At 28.9% G+C, this 25,044-nt stretch carries 23 protein-coding genes; 22 read left to right on the top strand and 1 reads right to left on the bottom strand.

Translation table 4 applies throughout. The features are described 5' to 3' along the window. Positions 1–2 precede the first annotated feature (2 nt). Positions 3–491, top strand: a complete 489-nt coding sequence (locus QPK10_RS05845; protein ID WP_368487068.1) for a cytidine/deoxycytidylate deaminase family protein — start codon at positions 3–5, stop codon at positions 489–491. A 10-nt stretch (positions 492–501) separates the two neighbouring features. Here QPK10_RS05845 and rnhC read toward each other — a convergent pair whose 3' ends face one another. Beyond that, positions 502–1,389: a ribonuclease HIII gene (rnhC, locus tag QPK10_RS05840; RefSeq protein ID WP_368487067.1), complete on the bottom strand. Its 888-nt coding sequence runs from the start codon at positions 1,387–1,389 to the stop codon at positions 502–504. An 82-nt stretch (positions 1,390–1,471) separates the two neighbouring features. On the opposite strand from rnhC, the gene QPK10_RS05835 reads away from it, so the two are divergent. From QPK10_RS05835 to QPK10_RS05735, 21 genes are all read left to right on the top strand, one after another. Continuing rightward, positions 1,472–1,813, top strand: coding sequence for a holo-ACP synthase (locus tag QPK10_RS05835; protein ID WP_368487066.1), 342 nt, complete (start codon positions 1,472–1,474; stop codon positions 1,811–1,813). Between the two features lie 165 nt (positions 1,814–1,978). Then, positions 1,979–2,902, top strand: coding sequence for a hypothetical protein (locus QPK10_RS05830; protein ID WP_368487065.1), 924 nt, complete (start codon positions 1,979–1,981; stop codon positions 2,900–2,902). 303 nt (positions 2,903–3,205) lie between these two features. Beyond that, on the top strand, positions 3,206–4,318 hold the full coding sequence (rpsB, locus tag QPK10_RS05825) for a 30S ribosomal protein S2 (protein ID WP_368487064.1): 1,113 nt from the start codon (positions 3,206–3,208) through the stop codon (positions 4,316–4,318). Positions 4,319–4,388: 70 nt separating this feature from the next. Next, entirely contained in the window at positions 4,389–5,282 is an 894-nt protein-coding gene (gene tsf / locus QPK10_RS05820; protein ID WP_368487063.1) for a translation elongation factor Ts, read from the top strand. Between the two features lie 24 nt (positions 5,283–5,306). Further along, positions 5,307–5,936, top strand: coding sequence for a hypothetical protein (locus QPK10_RS05815; protein ID WP_368487062.1), 630 nt, complete (start codon positions 5,307–5,309; stop codon positions 5,934–5,936). Positions 5,937–6,073: 137 nt separating this feature from the next. Next, positions 6,074–7,054 (top strand): 6-phosphofructokinase, encoded by a 981-nt coding sequence (pfkA, locus tag QPK10_RS05810; protein ID WP_368487061.1) that lies wholly within the window; start codon positions 6,074–6,076, stop codon positions 7,052–7,054. 59 nt (positions 7,055–7,113) lie between these two features. After that, positions 7,114–8,550 carry a pyruvate kinase gene (pyk, locus tag QPK10_RS05805; protein ID WP_368487060.1) on the top strand — a complete coding sequence of 479 codons (1,437 nt, stop codon included), beginning with the start codon at positions 7,114–7,116 and terminating at the stop codon, positions 8,548–8,550. Positions 8,551–8,807: 257 nt separating this feature from the next. After that, positions 8,808–10,730: a threonine--tRNA ligase gene (thrS, locus tag QPK10_RS05800; RefSeq protein WP_368487059.1), complete on the top strand. Its 1,923-nt coding sequence runs from the start codon at positions 8,808–8,810 to the stop codon at positions 10,728–10,730. Positions 10,731–11,020: 290 nt separating this feature from the next. After that, positions 11,021–11,347, top strand: coding sequence for a hypothetical protein (locus QPK10_RS05795; RefSeq protein WP_368487058.1), 327 nt, complete (start codon positions 11,021–11,023; stop codon positions 11,345–11,347). A gap of 89 nt (positions 11,348–11,436) precedes the next feature. Further along, on the top strand, positions 11,437–12,651 hold the full coding sequence (locus tag QPK10_RS05790; protein ID WP_368487057.1) for a hypothetical protein: 1,215 nt from the start codon (positions 11,437–11,439) through the stop codon (positions 12,649–12,651). A gap of 251 nt (positions 12,652–12,902) precedes the next feature. Beyond that, positions 12,903–14,063 (top strand): hypothetical protein, encoded by a 1,161-nt coding sequence (locus QPK10_RS05785; RefSeq protein WP_368487056.1) that lies wholly within the window; start codon positions 12,903–12,905, stop codon positions 14,061–14,063. 466 nt (positions 14,064–14,529) lie between these two features. Further along, positions 14,530–15,096: a hypothetical protein gene (locus QPK10_RS05780; RefSeq protein ID WP_368487055.1), complete on the top strand. Its 567-nt coding sequence runs from the start codon at positions 14,530–14,532 to the stop codon at positions 15,094–15,096. A gap of 312 nt (positions 15,097–15,408) precedes the next feature. After that, positions 15,409–17,001, top strand: coding sequence for a hypothetical protein (locus tag QPK10_RS05775; RefSeq protein WP_368487054.1), 1,593 nt, complete (start codon positions 15,409–15,411; stop codon positions 16,999–17,001). Positions 17,002–17,032: 31 nt separating this feature from the next. Further along, positions 17,033–18,829: an ABC transporter permease gene (locus tag QPK10_RS05770; protein ID WP_368487053.1), complete on the top strand. Its 1,797-nt coding sequence runs from the start codon at positions 17,033–17,035 to the stop codon at positions 18,827–18,829. Between the two features lie 23 nt (positions 18,830–18,852). Continuing rightward, on the top strand, positions 18,853–19,179 hold the full coding sequence (locus QPK10_RS05765; protein ID WP_368487052.1) for an ATP-binding cassette domain-containing protein: 327 nt from the start codon (positions 18,853–18,855) through the stop codon (positions 19,177–19,179). 5 nt (positions 19,180–19,184) lie between these two features. Next, positions 19,185–19,847: an ATP-binding cassette domain-containing protein gene (locus QPK10_RS05760; protein ID WP_368487051.1), complete on the top strand. Its 663-nt coding sequence runs from the start codon at positions 19,185–19,187 to the stop codon at positions 19,845–19,847. A 146-nt stretch (positions 19,848–19,993) separates the two neighbouring features. Continuing rightward, positions 19,994–21,214 (top strand): hypothetical protein, encoded by a 1,221-nt coding sequence (locus tag QPK10_RS05755; RefSeq protein WP_368487050.1) that lies wholly within the window; start codon positions 19,994–19,996, stop codon positions 21,212–21,214. Positions 21,215–21,417: 203 nt separating this feature from the next. Then, entirely contained in the window at positions 21,418–22,971 is a 1,554-nt protein-coding gene (locus tag QPK10_RS05750; RefSeq protein ID WP_368487049.1) for a lipoprotein, read from the top strand. A 325-nt stretch (positions 22,972–23,296) separates the two neighbouring features. Then, entirely contained in the window at positions 23,297–23,860 is a 564-nt protein-coding gene (locus tag QPK10_RS05745) for a hypothetical protein (RefSeq protein WP_368487048.1), read from the top strand. Positions 23,861–24,212: 352 nt separating this feature from the next. Continuing rightward, positions 24,213–24,365, top strand: a complete 153-nt coding sequence (locus QPK10_RS05740; protein WP_368487047.1) for a hypothetical protein — start codon at positions 24,213–24,215, stop codon at positions 24,363–24,365. A 177-nt stretch (positions 24,366–24,542) separates the two neighbouring features. Then, a complete protein-coding gene (locus QPK10_RS05735; RefSeq protein ID WP_368487046.1) occupies positions 24,543–25,022 on the top strand; it encodes a hypothetical protein in 480 nt (159 codons plus the stop codon). Positions 25,023–25,044: the final 22 nt, after the last annotated feature.

Below are 25,044 nucleotides of genomic sequence, written 5' to 3'. Positions count from 1 at the left end.
TAATGCCGAAGCGCGCCGATTATTTAACTTGGGATGAATTCTTTTTAAGTGTTGCCCATGTTTGTGCAATGCGAAGTAAAGATCCAATGACCCAAGTTGGCAGTTGTGTAGTTAATGAAATTAAACAAATTATTGCCACCGGTTATAATGGTTTACCCCGTGGTTTAAATGATGATGAATTTCCGTGGGATCGCGAGGGGGAGTATTTGCAAACCAAGTATCCTTATGTCGCCCATGCGGAATTAAATGCTATTTTAAGTGCCAAGGTTGATTTAAGTGGTTGTCAAATTTATACCACCTTATTTCCTTGTTCAGGATGTACCAAAATTATTATCCAGGCGGGGATTACGGAAGTCATTTATGATAATGATAAGTATGACCAAACTGAAGATAACCAAGCGGCTAAATTAATGTTTAGCAAAGCAAATGTTAAATTCCGGGCAATTAGTCCCTTAGAAGTAATTATTAAAAAACCACCAGTTTCGAAATAACTCGTGGTTTTTATTTTTTGGCTAAGTTAAAATGGATCTTCATAAATTGGCGGTATTCCGCTGGTTTAAATCGTTTTTTATAAGCATTGGCCAGAAGTTTAACTTGCTCACTAGCTCCTAATGGGAGGGCAATTTGAAATTGATATTCCAACTTCATAATTGCTTCTAAGAACAAATAGCGGCTAATAATAGCACTACATGCAACAGCTAGTGATTTATCTTCACCCTTAGTAACAAAAATAACATTCTGGTTAATAACTTCACCCTGGGTTGCTAAATATTCATAATATTTTTTTTCATTAACAAACTGGTCAATAACAATTTGGCGATATTGGCAATGATATTTTTTAATTAACTGTTTAATGGCATTATTATGGGCAATCGCTTTGATCACATGGGCATTTTGATATTGATCATATCAATCATTATAAGTTTGGTTATCAATAATTTCACTATGGTAGGGAATAAGTTTTTTTAATTGTCCTCCAATTTGCATAATTTGATAATCACTTAGTTTTTTACTATCTTTAATTCCGAATGTTTTTAACTGGGGAATAACATTTTTATCAATAAAGCAACTAGTTACTACTAAGGGACCAAAAATATCGCCAACCCCAACTTCATCATTGCCAATGACATCTGGTTCATAATAATTAAGACTAGTTTTACTTGGCACTGACGGGTGATTATTAATTTGAAAAAACTTTTTAGCTTCTTGCTCACAATGTTCGCCTTGAAAAAGAACTGTTTTAGTGCGATAAATGCTAATTGTAATCTTATTAACAAAATATACTGCCATTTTATTCGGATCTTTATTAGTGATTTGATATGGTTGGTAATAAGCTTGCATATTAGCAATTGTTTTATCATCAACTTTTTTAAAACTACAACTTGTCATAACTTTCTCCCGATTTCTTTTTCTTTATTATATCGTTTTTAAATGTTATAATGTCAAAAAATATCAGAAAGTAGGAAAAAAGATGATTAAAAATGTGGGGATAGATATTATTAAAAATAAGCGGATTAAAGTTAATGATCAGTTTGCTAGTAAAATTTTAGCGGAAAAAGAATTTCAATATTATAGTAGTGTTGATAGCAAAACTCGTCAACGCGAATACTTAGCGGGAAGATGAGCAGTTAAAGAAGCCCTAATTAAGGCTTTAGAATATAACTTTCCACTTAATACTGTTTGTATTGCTACGGGGGATGACAATAAATTAAAAGTCACTGGACTAAACTTAGCGGAAAATGAGTTTTTAAACATTTCCTTAAGTCATGAAGAAGAATACAGTGTTGGAATCGCCATTTTATCTGAAAAATAGTTAACATTTGTTAACTATTTTTATATTTTTATGAAATTTTTTCTAAAAATATTTAAAAATTTTGCTTTTTTTCCTGACTTTAATCCGAAAAAGTTGTAAATTTTTAAGAAAACGATACAATAATAGCAAGAATGAATAATTGTTAACAGTAAAGTAGGTGAGGAAGTGGAGAAAGTTTTCTTAGGAGATATTTTAATCAAGAATATCTTTGATAGCCCTAACTTAGTTCATTGAATTGATAAAAACCGCTTGGAAACCGGAACTTTTAGTTTATTTTTATGAATGTTTGTGTTGGCGGGAATTTTTCTTGTTACATTATTATCATCATGAATCTTTATTTATTATAATTGTCAGTATAAACGTCACCAGTTAGTTTATGCTATTAGTAAAATAATTGCCATTATTTTTGGGTTTGGAATGTTTATTTTTGGCAATGTTATTTGAAGAATTTTAATTAATGTGGCGCTTGATAAGCAGTATTATTTTTCGCTCTTAACTTTTTATTCTTATATTCAATTGCTAATTACCTTTGCAATTTTAGCTAATAACCGCAAATTGGTGCATTCTTTATTATACATAATTTATGGGTTACCCTTTATTATTGTAGTGCCAGAAATAATTAATAATCTTTTGCGCCTTAATTCTCGGCGAATTAACTGAACTTTTGTTTTATGAACGTTAGCAGTAATGGTAGTTTTTGCCTTAATTTTACAATTATGTGGGTGAATTGCTCGCAGTGATGAAAAAAGCAATGTTTTTAAATTTGGTTATTTATTATTAATCACCACCCTGTTTGAAAAACTTGGTCGCATTAATACTTCACCGTTAATGTTTAATGAAATTAGGTTTGCCCATTTATTAAGTGAAGCAATTAGTCTTGGTTATGGAATTGCCTTTATTTATTTCTTATATACTAGCACCATGGCAATTTTAAACAAGCAAAAAGAAAATGAAGAACAACTTAACCACCTGCCGAGCGATCTTGATAATAATTTATTTGGAGAAATTAGTGCGCAAAATATCTTGCTTGTTCCAAATAAAGATATTAAAATATTTGTGAATGGGTGAAAAGAGGCGTTAAATCTATAAAATTAAATTAATATAATTATTTCAGAAAAACAAACTATTTTAAGAAAGATTTAAATAATAAGTCGGACCGAATAATAATATTAATTTAAAAAACAGCCTTTCAAAAAATGCTAACTTTTTAGCATTTTTTATTTTTACTAGGATAATTTGCTTTTTATGTTATAATGAATTTGCTTGTATTCATATATCGGGTATACAATACACATTTATGGATTCATTTACCGAGTGCTTATAGTTGAATTAATAAGTGGTAAATGTTCGAAGTAAATGGAAGTTTTAACGAAAAGGAGAATTAAATATATTATGGTAAAAGAATTGACAAGAGAAATGCTATGAGAAGCTGGAGCGCAATTTGGACATCAAACCAAACGTTGAAATCCAAAGATGAAACCATATATTTATGGTGAAAAAAATAAAATTCATATTATTGACTTGCAACAAACAATTTGACGATTAGAAGATGTTAAAAAATTAATGGCAGTTATTGCCAGCAAAAAAGGAAAAATCCTGTTTGTCGGAACTAAAAAACAAGCAAAATGAATTGTTAAAGATGCGGCAGAAAGAAGTGAAAACTTTTATGTTAACCAACGTTGACTAGGAGGAACTTTAACCAATCTAAAAACTATTCACTTACGGGTAAAAAGATTGTGAAACATTGAACGCCAAGAAAAAAGCGGTGAATTAAAGTTATTACCAAAAAAAGAACAAATCTTAATTAAAAAGGAAAAAGAAAAGTTAGAAAAATTCTTAGGGGGAATTAAAGGAATGAAAGAATTACCCCAAGCCTTATTTGTAGTTGATCCAAAAGAAGAACACATTGCTGTTCGCGAAGCACGGAAATTAAGAATTCCTGTTATTGCAATTTGTGATACCAATGTTGATCCAGACGGAATTGACTATGTGATTCCGGGAAATGATGATACTGCTCGTAGTATTGCCATTTTAACCCATTATGTTGCCGACTTATATGGTGATGCAATGGGTCTTAAAATGCCAGAACCCCAATTTAAACCTTCAGAATTTAAACGTGACTTTAATAATGATAACCGTAATAACAATGATCGCCGTGGTAATTATCAAAGATCAGAAGATCGCAATGGCAATGAACCCCGTAACAACCATCCTGCTGGTAATAACTCAGAACAACCAGCTTTAAAAGTTAACAATGAGCCACCTGTAAAGTCAGAAGTTAAACCAACTAGCGAACCACAAGCACCAGCCAAACCAGCCAATAACCAATTAAGTACAATCACTGTTATTGATAATGATTTAGAAAAAAGTTTAGCAAAATTAACAGTTGCTGAATTAGAAACAATTGGCGAACCGTTTGCTGTTAAAAAAGGGAAAAAAGCTGATATGATTAGTGCATTAATTCCCCACTTAAATCTTGTGGATGGCAAAATCACAACAAAATAATTAACAAGGGATAAATATTGTAACCTTTAACATAATATACAAGCAATTAATTAAGAAAGGAGTTGAAATAATGGCTATTTCAGCACAATTAGTAAAAGAATTACGCGAAAAAACTGGCGCTGGGATTATGGATTCTAAAAAAGCGTTAGAAGCAACAAATGGTAATATTGACGAAGCAATCAAATGACTGCGCGAAAAAGGAATTGCCAAAGCCGCTAAGAAAGCTGATCGGATTGCGGCCGAAGGGTTAACTGGCATTGTTCAAAAAGGAGACAAGGCAGTTATTTATGAATTAAATTCCGAAACTGATTTTGTCGCTAACAACCAAAAATTCTTAGATTTAGTAAAAAAAATCGGGGATGCCTTGGTTAATTCCGATGTTAAAAATATTGAAGATGCAATGCAAATTAAAATTGATGGGACAACTTTACAAGAAGTAATTACCCATGCAATTGCAACAATTGGGGAAAAAATTACCCTTCGCCGTTTTGCGATTGTTGAAAAAAACAATGACCAATCATTTGGAATTTACTGACATTCAAATAAAAGAATTGCTTCTTTAGTATTATTTGATGGGAAAGTGCAAGAAGAACACGGAAAACAAGTGGCAATGCACGTTGTGGCAATGAATCCAAAATTTGTGTCACGAGACGAAGTATCAAAAGAATACTTAGCCCAAGAAAAAGAAATCTTAACCCATGAAGCAAAAAATGACCCTAAAAATGCCGGAAAACCAGATAATATTTTGGAAAAAATGATTGAAGGTCGTTTAAACAAACAATTATCAGAAATGTCATTATTAGACCAACAATTTGTTGTTGACCCTAATTTTAAAGTTAGTGATTTTGTAAAAAATAACGGTGGTACTGTTGCCAAAGTTATTCGTTACGAAGTTGGGGAAGGGATTGAAAAATCAACTGTTGACTTTGCCGCTGAAGTTATGGCTCAAGTAAATAAAAAATAACATTACGAAAGGTGTGAGTAACTTATGCTATATTTTAGCGCATATTTAGATGATCAAAAGGGAATGCTAATTGCCTTAGCAATGGCAACCTTCTTGTTTGTCGCTGTTAGCTTATCAATTGCGGGGTATTTAGTTAGTTTTAATAAACGCGAATTTACCCAAAAATTTATTAACAAAAAAGTATTAATTTTTATGGCTAGTGTGTTAGCCTTAAACATTCCCATTTTAGTTATTAACTATGTCTTTGGGTTTGCAATTGATAGTACAAATCAAGCAACAATGATTGTCTTAATTGTGATTGCCTTTGCAATTACAATTATTGTGGGAATTTATATTTTCTTCTTTTTACAAACAATTGCCATTGGGATTGATGATAAAGAAATTGCTTTTTTAGGAGAACGGATTTTGATTCGTAAAATTACCAAAGTTGAACAAAATAACCGCCTAAAACAAATTATTATCTACTATACTGAAGGTTCGCGTAGTAAAAAGAAATGTAAATTTTCGTTAGCTAGTCAATCTGGTCAATTTGTGTTAAATAACTTAGCGTTATTAAACCAACAATTGCTAGTAACTGCCTCAGAACCAGCAAGTTCACAACCAAGTGACCAACCTAGCGAACCAACCCCACCAAGTGAAAATTCAGAACAATAACCATTAAACCATTTAATTTCTTAAATGGTTTTTTATTTAGGTTTTTCTGAAATATTTTCTTGAAATTCTTTACAAAGTCTTTTTTAAGAATAAAATAATAATTGTGTAAATAAAAAAGATCAAAGGAGATGTAAGAAATGATTAAGAGAATTGGGATTTTAACCTCAGGTGGAGATTCGCAAGGAATGAACGCCGCGATTGCCGGAGTCATTAAAACAGCTCACGCCAAAGGATTAGAAACATATATTGTGCGTGATGGTTATTTAGGACTAGTAAATGATTGAATTGAGAGTGTTGATAATAACTTTGCCGATAGCATCATGCGCTGAGGGGGAACTATTATTGGAAGTGCTCGTTTGCCTGAATTTAAAGAAGTTAGTGTGCGCGAAAAAGCGGTTGCTAATTTAAAAAAACGTCAGATTGATGCCTTAGTGGTCATTGGTGGGGATGGTAGTTATCAAGGTGCCCAAAAGTTGACGGACATGGGGATTAACTGTATTGGGTTACCAGGAACAATTGATAATGACATTACTTCTTCTGACTATACAATTGGATTTGATACAGCAATTAATATTGTGGTAGAAGCCATTGATCGCTTACGGGACACGATGCAATCACACCACCGTTGTTCAATTGTGGAAGTAATGGGCCATGCTTGTGGTGATATTGCACTATATGCCGGAATTGCTGGGGGAGCAGATATTATTTCTATTAATGAAGCAGCATTAACCGAAGAAGAAATTGCTGAACGTGCTAAACAGTTATTTTTAGCCAATAAACGAAGTGTAGTGATTGTTGTCAGTGAAATGATTTATCCTGATGTCCACGCATTAGCGAAAAAAGTGGAAGCAACAAGTGGTTATATTACAAGAGCTACCGTGTTAGGACATACCCAACGGGGAGGAGTTCCTACAGCAATGGAACGCTACCGTGCTTTTCGAATGGCGCAGTTTGCTGTTAAGCAGTTAATTGCCAACAAGGGGGGCTTAGCAATTGGTAATATTGGTGATGAAATTGTGGCGCGTCCTATTATGGAAGCGTTAAATATTCCCCGTGCTAGTCGTAAAGATATTTGGTTAGAATTTGATGAATTAAATAATAATATGTATAAAAAGTAAGAAATTTAATATACAATAATTTTGTAAGTAAATTTTTGAAGAAGGAGATAAAATAAAGAATGACAACAATTGATTTAAAAGATAAAATGAAACGTACTAAAATTATCACAACAATTGGACCAAGTACGCATTCAGCTGAAGCAATTGAAGAATTGTTTAATTGTGGAATGACAACGATCCGCTTAAACTTTTCGCATGGGGATCATGAAGAACAAGGCGCACGGATTGTGTGAGCAAAACAAGTTCGGGAAAAAATTGGAAAACCAATCTCAATTTTACTAGATACTAAAGGACCAGAAATTAGAGTTGGTCAAATGAAAGATGGTAAGCAAGAAATTAAAGCAGGGGATAAAGTAACTATTTATTCAATGCCTGAAGATTACCAAACTCGTCAAGGTACCGGAACTGAAATTACTGTCTCATATGACATGTCCCAAGATTTAAAAGTCGGGGATATGGTCCTAGTTGATGATGGAAAATTACAATTAAATGTTAATGAGGTAAAACCAGGAGTCATCACCACAACTGCTTTTAATCATCATTTAGTTAAAACAAACAAACGAATTAATTTACCGGGAGTTGACTTTACCTTACCATTCTTGGCCGAAAAAGATATTAATGATATTAAATATGGAATTGAACAAGGAATTGATTATATTGCCGCTTCATTTGTAAACACTGCTGCTAATATCCAAGAAATTCGTCAGTTATTAAAAGAAGGTAAGGCTGAACATATTCAAATTATTGCGAAAATTGAATCACAAATTGGAATTAATAATATTGATGCAATTATTGAAGCTGCCGATGGAATTATGATTGCGCGGGGAGACTTAGGATTAGAAATCCCATATTATGATGTTCCATATTGAGAAAAAGTAATTATTCGTAAGTGTCGTGCGGCGGGGAAAATTGTGATTGTGGCAACCCAAATGTTAGAAACCATGACCGATAATCCGCATCCAACCAGAGCAGAAGTTACAGATGTTTATTTTGCCACTGAATTAGGAGCTGATGCAACAATGTTATCAGGAGAATCAGCAAATGGGGACTATCCATTTATTACCGTTAGCACAATGGCCACAATTAATAAACGGGCTGAACATGAATTTTATTCAAAATTATATTATGAAAAACAATTAGAAAATGCTTGTGCCTCAACCAAGGGAGTTCGCGCTGAAATTGCTCGCAAATTAGCGGAAAAATCAAAAGATGGCGATTATGAATATGCGGTTGTTGTTTCCAACACCGGAGAATTGTTAAAAACAATTTCAAAATTCCGACCAAATGTCGTAATCTTAGGAGTTTCACCAATTGAACACTTATACACAGCCTTTGGAGTATGACATTCAATCTTTATGAATAAAGTAGCTAATTATGAAAGTTTTAAAACCGATGATAATGCCATTATGGAAGTTGCCAAAAAATGAGGGGCAAAACCAGGCAGCAAAATTCTTTTTGCTCGGAATGAAGAATTACGCGAAATTACAATTAAATAATTAAACGAAAGGGACACGGAAGTGGGGAAGCTTAATTTACAGGAAGTTAAGGATAATGAGACCTTAGCAATTAAACCCCGTTTTTACTACCCACCACAGTAGTTTACGTTTAAGCACTTTTCGATATTAAGTGTGAAAGATAAATTAAAAGTTAATTTTTAATTTAAGACGGGATGGTACCGCGATAATTCGCTCCTATTGTTAATCGATTGCAGATTTCAATATGAGCGTTTTTTATTAGAAAGGAAAATATTACAATGATTAAAATTACATTACCAGATGGTAGTTTAAAAGAATTTGCTAACCCCCTAACGGTAAAAGAACTCGCCACTAGTTTAGCAATTAGTTTAGGGAAACGAACTTTAGGAGCCATTGTTAATGACCAAATGCGCTCATATGATTATTTAATTACTAGTGATGCCAATGTTAAATTAGTTTTAGAATCAGACCACGAAGGCTGACAAATTATTAACTATACAGCGGGATTATTAACTGCCAAAGCATTAGTTAATTTAGATCCGACAATAAAAATTGCTAAGATTGGTTTAAATGATGATGGTTTTTATGTCGATTTTGATGCTGAAATTAGTGTCAAAGAAACTGATTTGGATAAGATTGCCGAAGCAACTTTTCAATTAATTCAAAACAATATTAAAATTACTCGTGTTTGTTCACCAATTAACACTTTAAAACAGCTTTACCACGATAATTCTTATGTTTTAGATTTAATTAATAATTTACCCCCAGAAAAAGTTGAAAAATGTTCATATTTATTAGATGAGCAAACATATCTTTATAATACTTTTGCCGCTGTTGATGCAAAGTATGTGAAAGCATATAAAATTTTATCGCTAGCAGGTGCCTACTGACAAGATGATAGTAACAATAAAATGTTACAGCGAATTTATGGAACGGCCCATTTGTCAAAAGAATTATTTAGCGAATTTTTAGCAATGTTAGCTGAACGTAAGGAACGTGATCATCGTAAAATTGGGAAAGATTTAGAAATCTTTACCTTTGATAAACTAGTTGGTCCGGGGTTACCAATTTGGTTACCCAACGGGATGAGTTTAAAACGCGCCATTCAAGATTTTATTCGCGAAAAAGAATGAGAGTATGATTTCATTGAGGTTGATACCCCAGTAATTGGGACTAGTGAAATGTATAAAATTTCGGGCCACTGGGACCATTATAAAGAAAATATGTTCCCCCCAATGGTCCAAGATCATGAAGTAAGTGTGTTACGACCAATGTCATGTCCTCACCATATTGCGATTTATAATTCAAAACCGCGTAGTTATCGCGAATTACCATTACGATTAGCGGAACATGCCATTATGCACCGCTATGAATCATCAGGAAGTTTAACAGGTTTAGAACGAGTACGGATGATGCAATTAACTGATTCCCACATTTTTGTTCGTAATGACCAAATTAAAGAAGAATTTAAACGTTGTTTTAAACTAATTAATGAAACTTTATCAGCTTTTAACATTGAAGTTGATTATTATTCATTATCTTTGCGTGATGTTAATGATAAAGAAAAATACTATGATGATGATAAAATGTGGGATCTTGCGGAACGAATGCTCCAAGAAGCCTTAGATGAGTTAAAAATTGAGTATGTTCCAATGCCAGGGGAAGCCGCCTTTTATGGACCAAAGTTAGATATCCAAATTAAAACTGCTTTAAACCATGAAATTACAGTGTCAACTTTACAATTTGATTTCTTATTACCCCAAAAATTTAATTTATCCTATATTGACCAAAATGGGGAAAAAGCAACCCCCACAATTATCCACCGGGGGTTAATTGGAACTTATGAACGCTTTATAGCAATTTTATTAGAACAAACAAAAGGAGTTTTACCACTCTGACTAGCTCCCCGCCAAATAGCTATTATTCCAGTCAATGAAACACATCTTCCTTATGCCCAAGAAATTCATCAAAAATTGAAAGCCTTAAAATTAAGAACTTTCATTGATTTCCGGGATGAACGCTTGAGCTATAAAATTCGTGATGCCCAAGTATCAAAAATTCCTTATCAACTAGTTTTAGGAGATAATGAAATGAACGACAATACCATTACTTATCGCCAATATGGACAAGAAGACCAGATAACTGTTGGCTTTGATGAATTTATTATTTTATTAAATGATCGGATTAATAGCCGTCAGTAGAAAATGAAAAGGAAAACCTCTTCCTTTTTTTATTTTGGGTTATAAGTCTTTTAATTAGAATAATCATCACCTAATAATTTTGCTATTATCCTTGTTTTGAGATTTTTAAATTGTTTAAAAAAAGATTTTTAATAAATCAATATTTTAAATTTTAAAACTTATAATTATATCTAAGAGTACTTTAAAGTACCAAAATTTTAGAATTTAAAATTATAACTAATAATTAAAACATTTAATTAATATCAAAAAAATATTATTTTGAATTAATACGCAGAACAGGAGACATATGAATGAATTCAATACCAAAAGAACTTTCAATACTGGAAAAAAAATATAACATAGTTGATAATTTTAAAAAGGAATATCTTGAAATGTATAATTTCGTGTTTAAAACTCAAAACTTTATTCATCAAAATATTGCTACATATTTAACAATTGGTAATAGCAATATTACCAAGGAAATTTTTATCCAAGTAGAGAATAATCTCGAGAAGCTAAAACACAATATTTTATTACAAACTAAGTCACAAAATCTTTTTAATAAGTTATGAAATACGACATCTAATAATACAATAGCTCTTACATTAATCATTTTTTTCCCAAAGATGATGCTTTAAAAAGTTCATCTCCCCATGCCAAAGTAATTACTGATTGTAATACTCTATTAGCATTTAAATTTATTGCAGCCTATTTAGAATTAGCACTAATGCTTGAAAAAATTAATATCACAAAAATTAAGGAATGACATAGTGCTATTCAAATAGTGACTAAGTTTTTTAGCGATGTGAAAAATAAAAAAATGACTTATGATAAAGAAATAAAAATTAAGGGTTTAAGTTTTGACCAATTAACAATAGAAATCCAAAATTTAAATAAAAAAAGAAACAGCCTAGAAAATAGCTTTCTTTTTGTATTTTTTTCAAAATACGAAATTACTAAACAAGTAAATTTAAATGCTTTAAAAGAACTTGGCTGAAATTTGAGTTATAACTTAACTGCTGACTTTATTTTGAAAATTTTAACTAAAAATAAAGAGAAATTATGAATATTTCAAGATAAAAGTATTACCCAAGATTTTTTAAACCAATTCAAAGCAATTCTTAATTTAGAAGAAAACAGAATTAGTCAACTTTTAGTTGAACCATTTTCAATTAAAGTCAATGAGCTTTTAAATTATCGCAAAAAACTTAATATTTTTTGATATCTTTTAACAACTCCTAGAACTTTCTTGGATAATTTTGAGTTAACAAAAGAAGAAGATGAGTTTATTAATAATAATATCTTTTTTGATTTTACCGTAAACGATATATCTGAAACATTAAATTTTTTTAATCCAATTTTTAATCCTATTAATTCTAAGCATAATTTTTGATTAATTGAACATAATCAAGAAGTTATTTATTGCCAACGTTTTTTAATTGAAAATAAAAAAATTTTTAAGGCTATTGAACTATATAAAAAAAATAAAGACGAGATTTATTGATTATGAAAAGAAATTGTTGACATCGTAAGTGAAAATGATTATTATAACTTATCCCAGCATTATTCACTAGAAAAATGTACACCAGTAAAGATGAGTGCCAGTGATCAGTTTGTTTCAGCATTATTTGATGAAAAACCTAAAAAAGAGTCAAACCCTTTACAAAATCATCAAATTATTTTAAAAAGGAAAGAGATAATTGGCAATATTATTTTAAACTTCGAAAATACTATATATAAGAATAAAAGTTTAGGTTCCAAAGATTTTTTACCGAAGTTACAATTAGAAATTACCAAAGCATGTTTTGACTGATTAGCCTTAGCAATTAAAAATAAAAATGAACAAGATTGTAAACATAATTTAGTTAAACATAAAAAAAATAATCAAATAAGACAACAACAAATTAATGATTTGATAAACAACAGTGAAGATATTCGCTAAAATTGGGATATTTTTTAATAAAATTTTAAAAAAGAAATTAGATTTCTTTTTTATTTTTAAAATTATGATAAAATTAAAATGACTTTAGGAAATAAATAAATTTGTGAATAATTTTTGTTTGAGTGTCAAGAACACCTATAAAATTAATATTTTATAGGTGTTCTTTTTTTAAGATATTATTTTCTAAAGTTTCTTTTAAAAATTATGAAATCTTTTTTGACAGATAAATAGTTAAAGGAGATTTATTAATTATGCCAACACGTAGTGAACAAGAAGAATTATCAACTACAGAAGAAGAACAAGACGAATTTGTTGAAATCGATCTTGATTCTAGTACAGATAGTACTGTTGAAGAAAATGAACAAAATTTAGGAGACCAATCAGCAGCTGGTTTTCTTGAAAAATTTTCTAGTACTTTACAAGAAACATGAAAAACAAGAATTATGAATATTTTTCAAGCCGCAGGGAGTTTAATGGGAACTGTTTATATGGAAAAATTTGGGTTATGAACAAAAACAGCAGAATTTGCCCGAATGCCTGAACCAATTTTATTAATTTGTGATTCAATCTTAAAAGATTACTATAATCTTAACCATGCGACAATGGGGATGAAAGCAAAAATTGCTAACCGGGTAATGTCAGTATTTAATACAGTGATTGGAAACGTGGCGGGAGCAGTCCAAACATATTTTTATAACAAAGGACCCCAATATGATTTAACCCAATTAACGGCCATTAAAGATATTTTCTTTAATCAAATTAGTGGTTATTTTACAACTGCCCAAATCGTTGATTTAGTTAATATTGGAATTGATTACTTATGTCCAACCAATAATGATGATCCCATGTTAAAACAAGCGTTTGATAAAATGAGAAAATTAGCACCGCCAGTATTAGCTATTGTTGGATTTTCAATTCTAACTTACCAACAAATTGATTCATTAGGAATTGAAAATGCCAAAGATATTATTGGTTTAGGAATTGTACCAGCAGCCTTACCAGCCATTTTAGGTGTTGGAAAAGAACTTTATACTACAACCCAAAATTTAATAACTGCTTATTCTAATCATCAACCAGGTAATGATTTAGAAGCTAATAGTTCAATTAACTCGGAACCATCTGAACATACTTCTTTATTAAATGGTCAAACTTCAGTTTCTTCCTATGGAACAGCATCAGCACAAGTACATGCTAGTTTAGAAGAAGACAGCGTAGTAGTAGAATTCCCAGTTGATGAAGAACAGACAGTAATGAATTCTGAAAGTAATTCTAATAGTGTATCATCAACTGCTGAGTTAAGTGCTAAAAAAACTAATAATCAAAAACGTGAACAAGAAGTTCATGAGCAACTAAGCCAAATTCAACCAGAAGCGTCAGAAGAATCGTTAGAAAGTCTAACGCCGCACCGCTAATAGTTTTTAATAATTATTATAAAAATATTTTATTTGTTTGTTATTTTTAATTATAAAAATAACAAGCATTTTTTTAATTTTAAAATTCTTTTGACTACCATTGAAACGCTTTGGAACAATGATTTTTTAAAAATTCTTTCAATTTCCCCAAAAGGTTTAGGACAAAAAATAGGCCAAAATTAAAAGAACAATTTTTAATGTTAATAACTATCAATAAATTTAAAATTGTAAAATTATTTATTATTTCTTGTAATTTTTTATAAAAAATATTATTTTTAGTTTGGGAAGGATTATAATGGGGTTAGAAAGCAAGTTAAAAGATCTCAATTATAATAAGTTTCAAAACATTAGTTTCAAAAAAATGCATTATATTTTGGGTGGGAAAATATCAAACTTTATTAAATAAAATTATTCATATTTTCACGGGCGGGACAGAAAATAAAGATATGAAAGGTAAATTTATATTATGAAAAATTTATTAACAATCTTAGGAACTAGTGTGATTGGAATTAGTAGTGGTTTAGGAGCAGCAATGCATACCCAAGCAAATCTTAATAAAATATCAGTAAAGACTACTAACCAAGAAAAGAGTGATGAACAATTACAAGTTGATATTAACTTTTATAAAGAAGATTCATTTAATGGTACCTCTTCAGAAGCCTCGTATAATGAAACCCATATTATTCTTAATTTTTTAGATTATGCTGATAGTTGGCAAGCCTTTATGGACAAATATCTAACAGCTGTTATTAGTGGTTTTGTCTATGTCCATGCATGAAGCAAGGATGAAAAACTTACTAAAATCCAAACTTTTACTAATGATATTAGTAGTGATGTAAGTACAACTGAAGCCATTTGGGTTGTTTCTTCTTCGGGAGACGGAGGATTTGCCCACCAAGAATTAACTTTTGCACTTGGATTATGACATGATGATCATAACATTTATTGAGGATATTCTGTTGCTGAAGAATCTTACAATAGTGCGACTGGTTGTTATTACGAAGCATCATTTGCAAATATTACATTTAGATAACTAAAATATTTTAGTTAGTAATTATAGTATTTATGTTATAAATAATAGATAAGCAAATTTTTTAAGGATGACTTATATTATTTTGTCATCTTTTTTAATTTTCTTTGAATTCATAACCATCACCTCAATAGTTATTTAACTATTTTTTTTTTTTTTTTATTTTCACAAAATTAATTAAAAATATGTTTTTACATAGTTCCAAATAGGACTTGCAAAAAAAAAAAAAAAAGTATAATGAAATGTACCCTAAATAATAAAGGGAACTATGCAAAATACTATTTATATTTAGCAATTTTAGGAGGCTATGAAAAAATGAAAAAATTACTAAGTTTTTTAGGAACAATTGCCATCAGTGGAACAGGTTTAACAACACTAGTTAGTTGTTCTGCGAAGGCATCAAATAATAATGATAATGGGGAAAACAATAATGATCAAGATATATTACTTGCAATTTCAAAAGAAGTAAAAGCACTATTAAATGATAATTTATTTAAAAATTATATTGATAGTGGTGATGATGTTAATTTACAAATTATCTATGATAAAGTAGATAACATCAATGATTCATACGAATTGGATAATACAGAACCAGATGATCAAAAAATTTTAAATTATTTATCTGATGTAGTTACTAAAACAATCACAGAAGTAAATCAAACAATTAAAAAAGAATACTCAAATTACTATCAAAATAGTAATCCAATTGAATATAATTCAAATGATCTAAAAGCAACTATTAAATACGTTGATTTACAAAGTTTAACAAGTGATTTAGATATCGATATTCCCGGAATTGAAAATACAAAAATGGTTGGGATTGAACTAAACCTTTCATATAAAGTAAATTTGAAAGAACTTAATAAAACCGACGCACTCTATAAATCATCAAATGTAACAAATAACATTGATGCTGCTACATTACTAAACAATAAAATCTACTTAGTTTTACAAGCAGAATTAGATAAATTTATGACTGAAAACACTGAAATAGATTTAAATAAAACAGCAGAATTTCAAAAGATTTATAATTCATTTGATATCTCATCACTTTCAAGTATAAGTGATGCGTTAAAAAATAAATTTCAAAATTTTATTAAAAATTCTGACCTACAAAAATATAAAATTAAATTTAATTCAACAGAATTTTTAGCAAATCCAAAATCATTTTTTGACAATGTAGATAATTTTACAACATGAGTTAAAAATGATGGGAGCATTGCCGCTGGTAAAATGTATCCTTATATTGGACATTCTATGCCTTATCTCTTTTTTGGGACTGGAGACAGTAATAATTTAGAAAATTTGACAGCTGATACTTTTGTAAATAAATATTTAGAAAATAACATTCCTGGTTTTAAGATTGAAGATGGCAAATTTGTAACATTATGAACTTTTAATTTAGACTTAAGTTTTATTAATTTATATGGAATGAATTTGTCAGGATTAATGTCAACTGGTAAAGAAGAAAATAACCAAGTTTTTGAAGGAAAGATTATTTTATCAAAAGAGGATTTAAATCAAAAATTACAAAATTATGGAAAAATAATTGTTGAATTCTATAAAAATTATAGTGCCCACCTGGAACAAAATAAAACTTCATTTAAAGTAAGTACTGAAATTTTTGAAAAACTAAAAAATAGTGACGATAAAAGCGCGAATTTTTTAATAAAAACTTTAAAAGATAGTTTTATTAATAGTGACATTGCCAAAACTTTAGAAGATATTAACATATTTGATATGTCTAACTCTTTTAGAGCTGGAGTTTATAAGTTAAATGATGATGGTTCAATTTATCTTGGATATGCAGGTGGTTGATCAATGGATTTTACTTTTGGATCAAACCAAAATATTAAATACACAAGTAACGTTTATTTTGCTGAAGGTTCTATAACTATAAATAATTAATATTTATTTATATAAAAAAGGGGATAATAACATGAATATAACAAATGCAAAAAAATTGAAATCCAAACATAAAATAAGATTAGCAATAATTTTATTTTCAATGTTTAAAGTCTACAAATCTTTTGTAATGTGAATTATATTTGGATTATCTCTCATTTTATTTGGAACATTATCTATTTTATTATTTGTTACATCAAAAGATATTTATACTTTTTCTGTTAATTTCCAATATGGGGTCTTTATTTTTTGTAATATTTTTTTACTATTTTTTATTATGTTGATAGTAATTAAAATTTTTGGCCGGGAAATTGATGATGGTACTTATTTGTTGCTAATTTCTAAACCTTACTCGCGAAATTCAATCTTTTTTTTAAAACTAATTTCTTTATGAATTTTAATTATTTTATTTTTAGCGGGGATTACAATTTTTTCACTAATAATTGGCTTAATAACTAATCAAATTGTTAATAAGCCAATGTTATTTTTAAAGTTTAATGAATTAGTCGGAAAACTTTTTGCTTATTGTTTATTTCTTTCTTTTTTTGCTGCCAGCGGTATTTTATTTGCTGTTACTTTTATGTCAACCCAGGGTGTTATGTTAATCGTAGTTTGTTTTTGTAGTTTATTTCTATTAGGTGGATTACCATATTCATTAATCATGGCCTTAGGGAATACTATTGAATTATCTTTCAGCAACAGTACAGTTCAAAACTATACAGTCCAACAAATTAATAGTACAATTAATTTCAACGATTATTTAAAAACAGGGAAAATAAAATATTCAAATATAACAAATGCCATTTATGATTTCTATATGGCTAAAACACCTCAAGAAATTGATAACATTATCAAAGCAAAAGATAGTGAACAATCAAAAATTGAACGTTTAAAATTTTTTCAATCATTAGGTTTAACAGAAAAAAAAGAAAATACTTTTCAAACAGCAACACTAACAAAATGAGAAGGGAAATATCGTGAATCACCCTCAAGCAATTTAGTTGCAATTAAAGATATTATTTCTAATAGTGGGGGCAATTATCCAACTATGCAAATAACATTATCAACAGATTACATGTTTAAACCTTTTAAAAAATTAGATCTTAATAATATTTATCAAAAAGAAATTTATGACTTAGTCAACGAAACAAAAACCTTTACAACTTGAGAACAATTATATCAATTACGTAATTTAGAAGTTGCATCACTATTGTATTTTGATCCAATTAACTCTACTTTTAAAATTAACAATGGTGAAAACATGGCAATTAATGCTGATGCGGGCTTTAAAATTTCTGACGTTTTTCTTGATTTATACCAAAAACAAAAAATGGGAAGTACAAGTTACCGTTATGATGGTGGCAATACTTTTAATAATGACTTTTTAACATTTTTTGATAATCCAACTTTATATGTTGTTAAAGAATTAGAAAATAATATCTTAAAAAAAGTTGCTGATTATAAACTAATACAAACTGAGCCAATAAAACAAAATAATAATTGGTTAAAATATCAACAGTTAATGAAAACATATAGTTTAATTTCAAAAATAAATATTATTGAACACTGAAACCAAATGTGAACTTCTTTTATTAACGAAGAACCATTATGATTTGAACCACTAGCAAATAGTAAAATTGATTTTGATGTTCAACAAAATAAGTTAATGAGTTATAAAAGTTCTGAACTTAAATTAAATCAAAATGGCACAATTGATCTCAAACAAAAACCTTTTTTAAATATTTACATAATAATTAGTATCTATGGGTCATTATCAATTTTATTTCTTGTCGGAGCCAAAGTGATTTTAAAAAGAAAAATTATTTTATAAACATTGTAAAGGGGATTAATATTATGAATAAAGTAATTTCACAAACTAAAAAAACCAATCATGATAATGATTGCGCTATTTATGTTAAACAGTTTCGACAATTTTTTAAATCAAATGTTATTGGGCCCTTTAATTTTAAAGTTACAACCGGAAAAATGCATGCCATTATTGGTGCTTCGGGAAGTGGAAAAACAGTTTTTATCAAGTCCTTAATTGGGGGATATGCTAAACATTCTGGGATTATTAAAATTTTGGATAAAGACATCAAAGACCTTGAAGTGAAAAAAAGATTGGTTATGTCCCAGAATTCATTACTTTTCCCGAAAAAATATCAGCCTATAATTTTTTAAAATTTATGGGGTTAACAAATGGTGTTTATGGCCAGACATTAAAAAATCGAATTAGGACACTAATGATGTCCCTTGGTTTATGAGAACATCGAAATAAAGATGTTAATTCTTTTTCATCTGGAATGAAAAAAAGGGTAATGATTATTCAAGGAATCATTCATGACCCTGATATTCTTATTTTAGATGAGCCTGAAGCTGGCTTAGATATTGCTAATCGAAAAAAAGTGATCAAATATTTAAAATTTTTAACCCTTAAAGGTAAAACGGTCTTTTTTTCTTCACACTTATTAGATGAAATTAAAGACTATATTGATGAATATACCCTTGTAATTAATGGTCGGCAAATTCAAACAGGGACATTAGATCATTTAGATATCAATAAAACTTATTATATTGTTGTGGATAATAATGAGAAATTTGCACAGTTTTTTACAGCTAATAATGTTAAAAATTGATATGACAAAGATACTAAGCGAATTAATTTTGTTATTCAAAATCCGCTCCATTTACAATTTGTAACAAAGTTTGCTGAAGAAAACAAAATTAAGATTTTCAAAATCGGACAAACTGAATTTTCTTTTGACTTTTTACTTAAAAAAGATAATTTAGTTAAGTTAGAGCAACAACAATTAGCGATAAAGCAAAATAGCAAGAATGAATCTGATTAAAGCGGAGAGAGATACATTATGAAAGCCAAAGCCACCAAAATATTATATAAAAAATTGTGTACTAATTGTCAAATTAAATTTAATGAAGTAGTGACAGAAATTAATAAGAATAATAAAATTAATTTAAAAGACACTAAATTTTTATTATGCAAAATCAAAAAAATCGCTCTGTACAATTAGACCAAGGTGTAAAACCGTTAGCATTCATTAAATGTGAAAAAGATTCTTATGTTTTTCTCCACAATGATAATTTATATTTTAAAGATGGAACTCTAAAATTACCAATTTATAATAATAAAATTATATTGTCAGCGCAAACCATCAAAAATATGATCCTCCAGTTAGAAATGCAAACCGCTGGATTAAAACCACCTTCACTCGTAAAGATTCCAGCCCCAATGAATAAAAATAACATCCTTCAAATTAATCAAATTCTTGAAGAATTAAATGCCCATTATTCGAAAAAAAATAATAAATTAAAAAGTATAATCATAATTCTTTTTTTACTAATTGCTTTTTTTCTTTCTGGAGCAGGAGGAATTTTAGGATGATACTTTTTAAATAATTCTAGTATCATTGAAAAACCAAATAATAGTTTTAATCCAAATATTGGCACAATCAAAGTTCATGGACCTAATTTAGCAAGTAGTGTTACATCTTTAATACAATTATCAAATTTGAATATTTTGGCTGGGACAACTAACGGTGATATTTTTTCCCTAGATGATAGTGCTAACATTAATTATAAAAAAACTCCATTTAATTCAACAATTACTGCAATGGCCCAATTTAGTAATAACCGCTTATTTGCGGCTGTTAATAAAAAAATTTATGAATTAACTTGAGAAGGGGAAATAAAAAAGCTATTAAATAAAGAAAATAATGACGAATTCTCTTCAAATGTTACTGCAATTACCGAAATATCAAATAACCATATTTTAGCCGGCACTGAAGATGGAACAATTTATGAACTAAACTATGATGGTGAAATTACTAAAAAAATAATTGATCACCAACTAAATTCATCAATAAAGTCCATAATAGAAGAAAATGATTATATTTTAGTTGCCACAACTGATGGAATAATCTATAAGTTAAATAAAAATTGAGAAATAGTTGATATGTTACCATATTACTTATCATTTACAAGTTTAATAAAATTATTATCAGAAAATAACATTATGTTAGGTGGCACTGATAAAGGGTCAATTTACCAAATAAATTTAAAGGATAATGCCAGTATAAAAGTTACGCAACCAAATGGTGAAACAATAACTGGAGCTATATTTGGCATTGTGCAAATTAAGAATGGCGATATTTTTATAGGCTCTGGAAATGGTGATATCTTTATTTTAAATAATAAATAACTTTAAAATAAAATAGGGTTCACGATAGAATAAATTTGGCAAGTACTTGCCCTTTTTTTATAAAATTAATATTAGTAAGTAAAAGATATTATTGATTTTTAATAGATATTACTTAATTAATTAGATAGTTGCTTTTTTTTTTTTTTTTGTAAAATACATTTATTAATTGATATTAATTAATACCAGCATAAGGAGAAAAGACGATGAAGAAATTATTAGCAATTTTAAGTGTGCTAACATTATCATCTGGAACTGCTACTAGTATTGTGGCATGTTCCAAATCACAAAACCATGATACCAACTCAGAATCAACTGTTTCAAAGGATGCGAAAGTACTAAATGATATTAGCAACAAAACTAACCAGTATTTTTTAGATTTCTTAGAATCTAGTCAATTTATTGATACAACCCAATATGGCCCCAAGGTATTTAGTGAATTTTTTAACAGTGTTACTGCAAGTCAACCGACTATAACAATTAAAGCCGATGATCCAAAATTTCAAGAAGGAATTGCTAGTATCAATGCAATTTTTAAAAATTATTTAAACCAAATTAATATAAAAATCGCCCAAGAATATTCCAATGTGTATGTTAACAGTTATCCGTTAACTTGAAATCTTGATAAAAACATTAGTACGTTAAATTTTATTAATTTAGAAGCATTAAAAAAACTTAACCCAAGTGTCCCAACTGATAGTTTATTAGCAGTTAATTACCAACTTAATATTAGTTATACTATTAACTATAAAGAATTAACGGCAGTTAATAATTTTACTTTTAACCATATCGTAACCAATGATCCCGCGAAAATGAAACAATTTCAAACCGAATCAATGGCTAAATTATCGGGAAAGATTGTGCAATATTTTAGCAATGGTGATATTATGATTGATAAAAATGCCAAATTTCAAAAATTATATGATAAGTTTGATATTAACTACACAACTTCTCATATTAGTTTAGATAACATTGTGCAATCAGAATTAATTAGTTTTTTAAATAGTGATTCAGAACTAACTGAAATTATGAAACAACTAACATGAAATGATAGTCAATCAATTTTAACCTTATTATCCGGAGCAATTGACTCCACAACTAATGGAGCTGGTGAAGCAAAAGCAGAAAATTCTTCGGACCACTGAGCAGGGCGGGGATTTCAACCAGAGCAAATTACTCCCGAAAACTTTTTTAAATTTTATACTAACATGTTAAAGGTTTTTCAAATTACCGGTGATACTTTACAATTAGCTAATTTTAATGTAAATTTAGCTAAAATTAGTATTGCCGGAATGCCATTATCGGGAATTGTTGCCAAAGATGGCAAGCCGTTAAATGTTAATATTCTAATTTCAAAAGAGGGCTTACACCAAAAATTAATTAATTTTGGGACAATTATTACCACTTTTATGAAACACTACCGAGTAGAATCAGAAAGTGACCATTGAATTGTTCATTTACCCCCAGAATTATTTAATACAATGAAAAGTAAAAAATATACCGCCGCATTAGGAGATCTGACAAATGATTTTCTTGCCCAAGATGGGGTTGATAAGTTAGTGGATATTAATTTATTTACCCTTGGTAATTGAGCATCCGATCAAACCTGAACTGTTCATGATCCCCATACGATTGGCATTAAAAGATATGGTTATTGAAATTTTGATTTTATGTTTGGTAATCGAAAAGTAGATAATTCAATCTTTTATACACCATTAACTTCTTGACACTTTTACTTAAATTTTAAAGATGATTTATAAGATTACCAAGCTATGTATTAATTAAGAAATTATTGTTTGTTATGTTAAAACCTCATAACAAACATTTTTTCTTGTTAGGACCTTATTTAATGGATTATTATAAAATAATTTCTTATTTTTTGTAATTTTTTATAAAAAATATTGATTTTTGTGACGAAATGTTTATAATGGGCATAGAAGATAAGGAAACAAATATTAATTAATTTTAAAAATAGTTTTAAGTAAGCAACGTATTTTGGATGGGAAAATATCAACTTTTTTAAACAAAATATTAATATTTTCATGGGCGGGATGCAAATAATAATTAGAAAGGTAAACTTATATTATGAAAAATTTATTAACAATCTTAGGAACTAGTGTGATTGGAATTAGTAGTGCCTTAGGAGCAACCTTGAATGCTAAAACAAATTTTCAGACTTCATTACAACAAGTTACTAATCAAACAACAGCCAATGATAGTATCAAAACTGATATTAACTTTCACAAAGAAGAGTGATTTGATGGAACTAATTCACATTCTATATTTGGTGGGGGTGATGTTATCATTAACTATTTAAATTATGCAAATAATTGAGAAGATTTTAAGGCTAAATATCCAATGGCAGTGATGGTTGGCCATATTGAAGTGGCGGGATGAACAACGGATGAAATTAATGAATTCCAAGCTTTTACAAATGATATTGGTAATAGTGTGGATACTACTAAAGCAGTTTGAGTTGCCAAATCTGATGAAGAATCAGGCATTGCTTACCAAGTTATAACTTTTACTCTTAAATTATGACATGATGATCAAAATATTCATTGATCGTACAATGTTTTGGAAGACTCACGTTTTAGTGCAAATGGTTGTTCTTACCATGCAACCATTGAAAATATTACTTTTAGATAAAAGACTTTTTACTAGTTGTTATCAAGATAAAAAAAGTGATAGGTTAGTAAAATGCTTAATAAAAAAAGGTGGACATTCGAAATGAAACCATCTTTTTTTAATTTTAAATAAATTTTAAAAATAATTGCTTTTTTTTTTTTTTTTAAAATAGGGTAATGTAGAACAAATACTTAAAGTATCAGAAAATAATATTTTAATTAGTAATTCAAATGGACGTGTATATCAACTATATAACCAGGGCATTATTCAAAATGATTGAGTTAAAAATTTTCGAATATACAGTCTTTTAAAATTACAAGATGATACTATTTTAGCAGCACATGAAGAAACAGTTGTTAATAATCTTGGTGAAGTGTATCAATTAAATGATGATGGATCAGTTAAATTAAAAGTTGACCAGCCATTAACAAAAAACTTTACTGATCAAGTTACTATGTTAATACAAGCTAATAATGGTCAAATTTTTGCGTTTGGCGATAAGATCTATGAACTAAGTAACCACTAACATCATTATTTTAAATATTTTTTCTTTTTACTGAAAATTATTGTTAATTACCATTTTTATCATTATAGTTAAAAGAAATAAAATAAATTAACAAATTAGCTAGGAGAATCGAAACTTATCAAACTAACATTAAATATTAATTATTAATGTTTTAATAAGATAAGGGAAGTGAAACTAATGAATGTTAATCAAAATTTAAAACCAAAAATTAATTTTAACTCATTACAACAATATTTTAACCAACTACATTGAGAGTTGAACCTGATTGTTTCAACCGAACGATTTGTAAACTCGACCAATCCTATTTTTGCTTTGCAACGTAAAATCAGTAGTTTACGTTCTTCAATTAAGAATGGGAATGTTGATTTTGTTATTAAAAGAGTTCATGATTTATTAAATGATGTAACTAATGTTCTAATGCTGCGAGTAGATACGAAAGTTAATGAATATATGCATTTATATGAACAGCAAACTGGCAAGTCATTTGATTCTAACTATCAAATTGCCATTGTTGATAAAGATGTTGAACATTTTTTAAAAATTAAATACCAGGGGAAATTACAAATTACGATGAATATTTTACGACCATATTGAGTCAATTTATTTTTAACCAAAAAACTAAATGATATATATAAATATTTACGTGAAAATATCTAATTAATAATTACCAACATAAAAA

This window comes from Spiroplasma sp. DGKH1, from assembly GCF_040940205.1.
GTDB lineage: Bacteria > Bacillota_I > Bacilli_A > Mycoplasmatales > Mycoplasmataceae > Spiroplasma.
The sequence above is the reverse complement of the archived record's forward strand: the minus strand, read 5'-3'. Positions and strand labels throughout refer to the sequence as shown.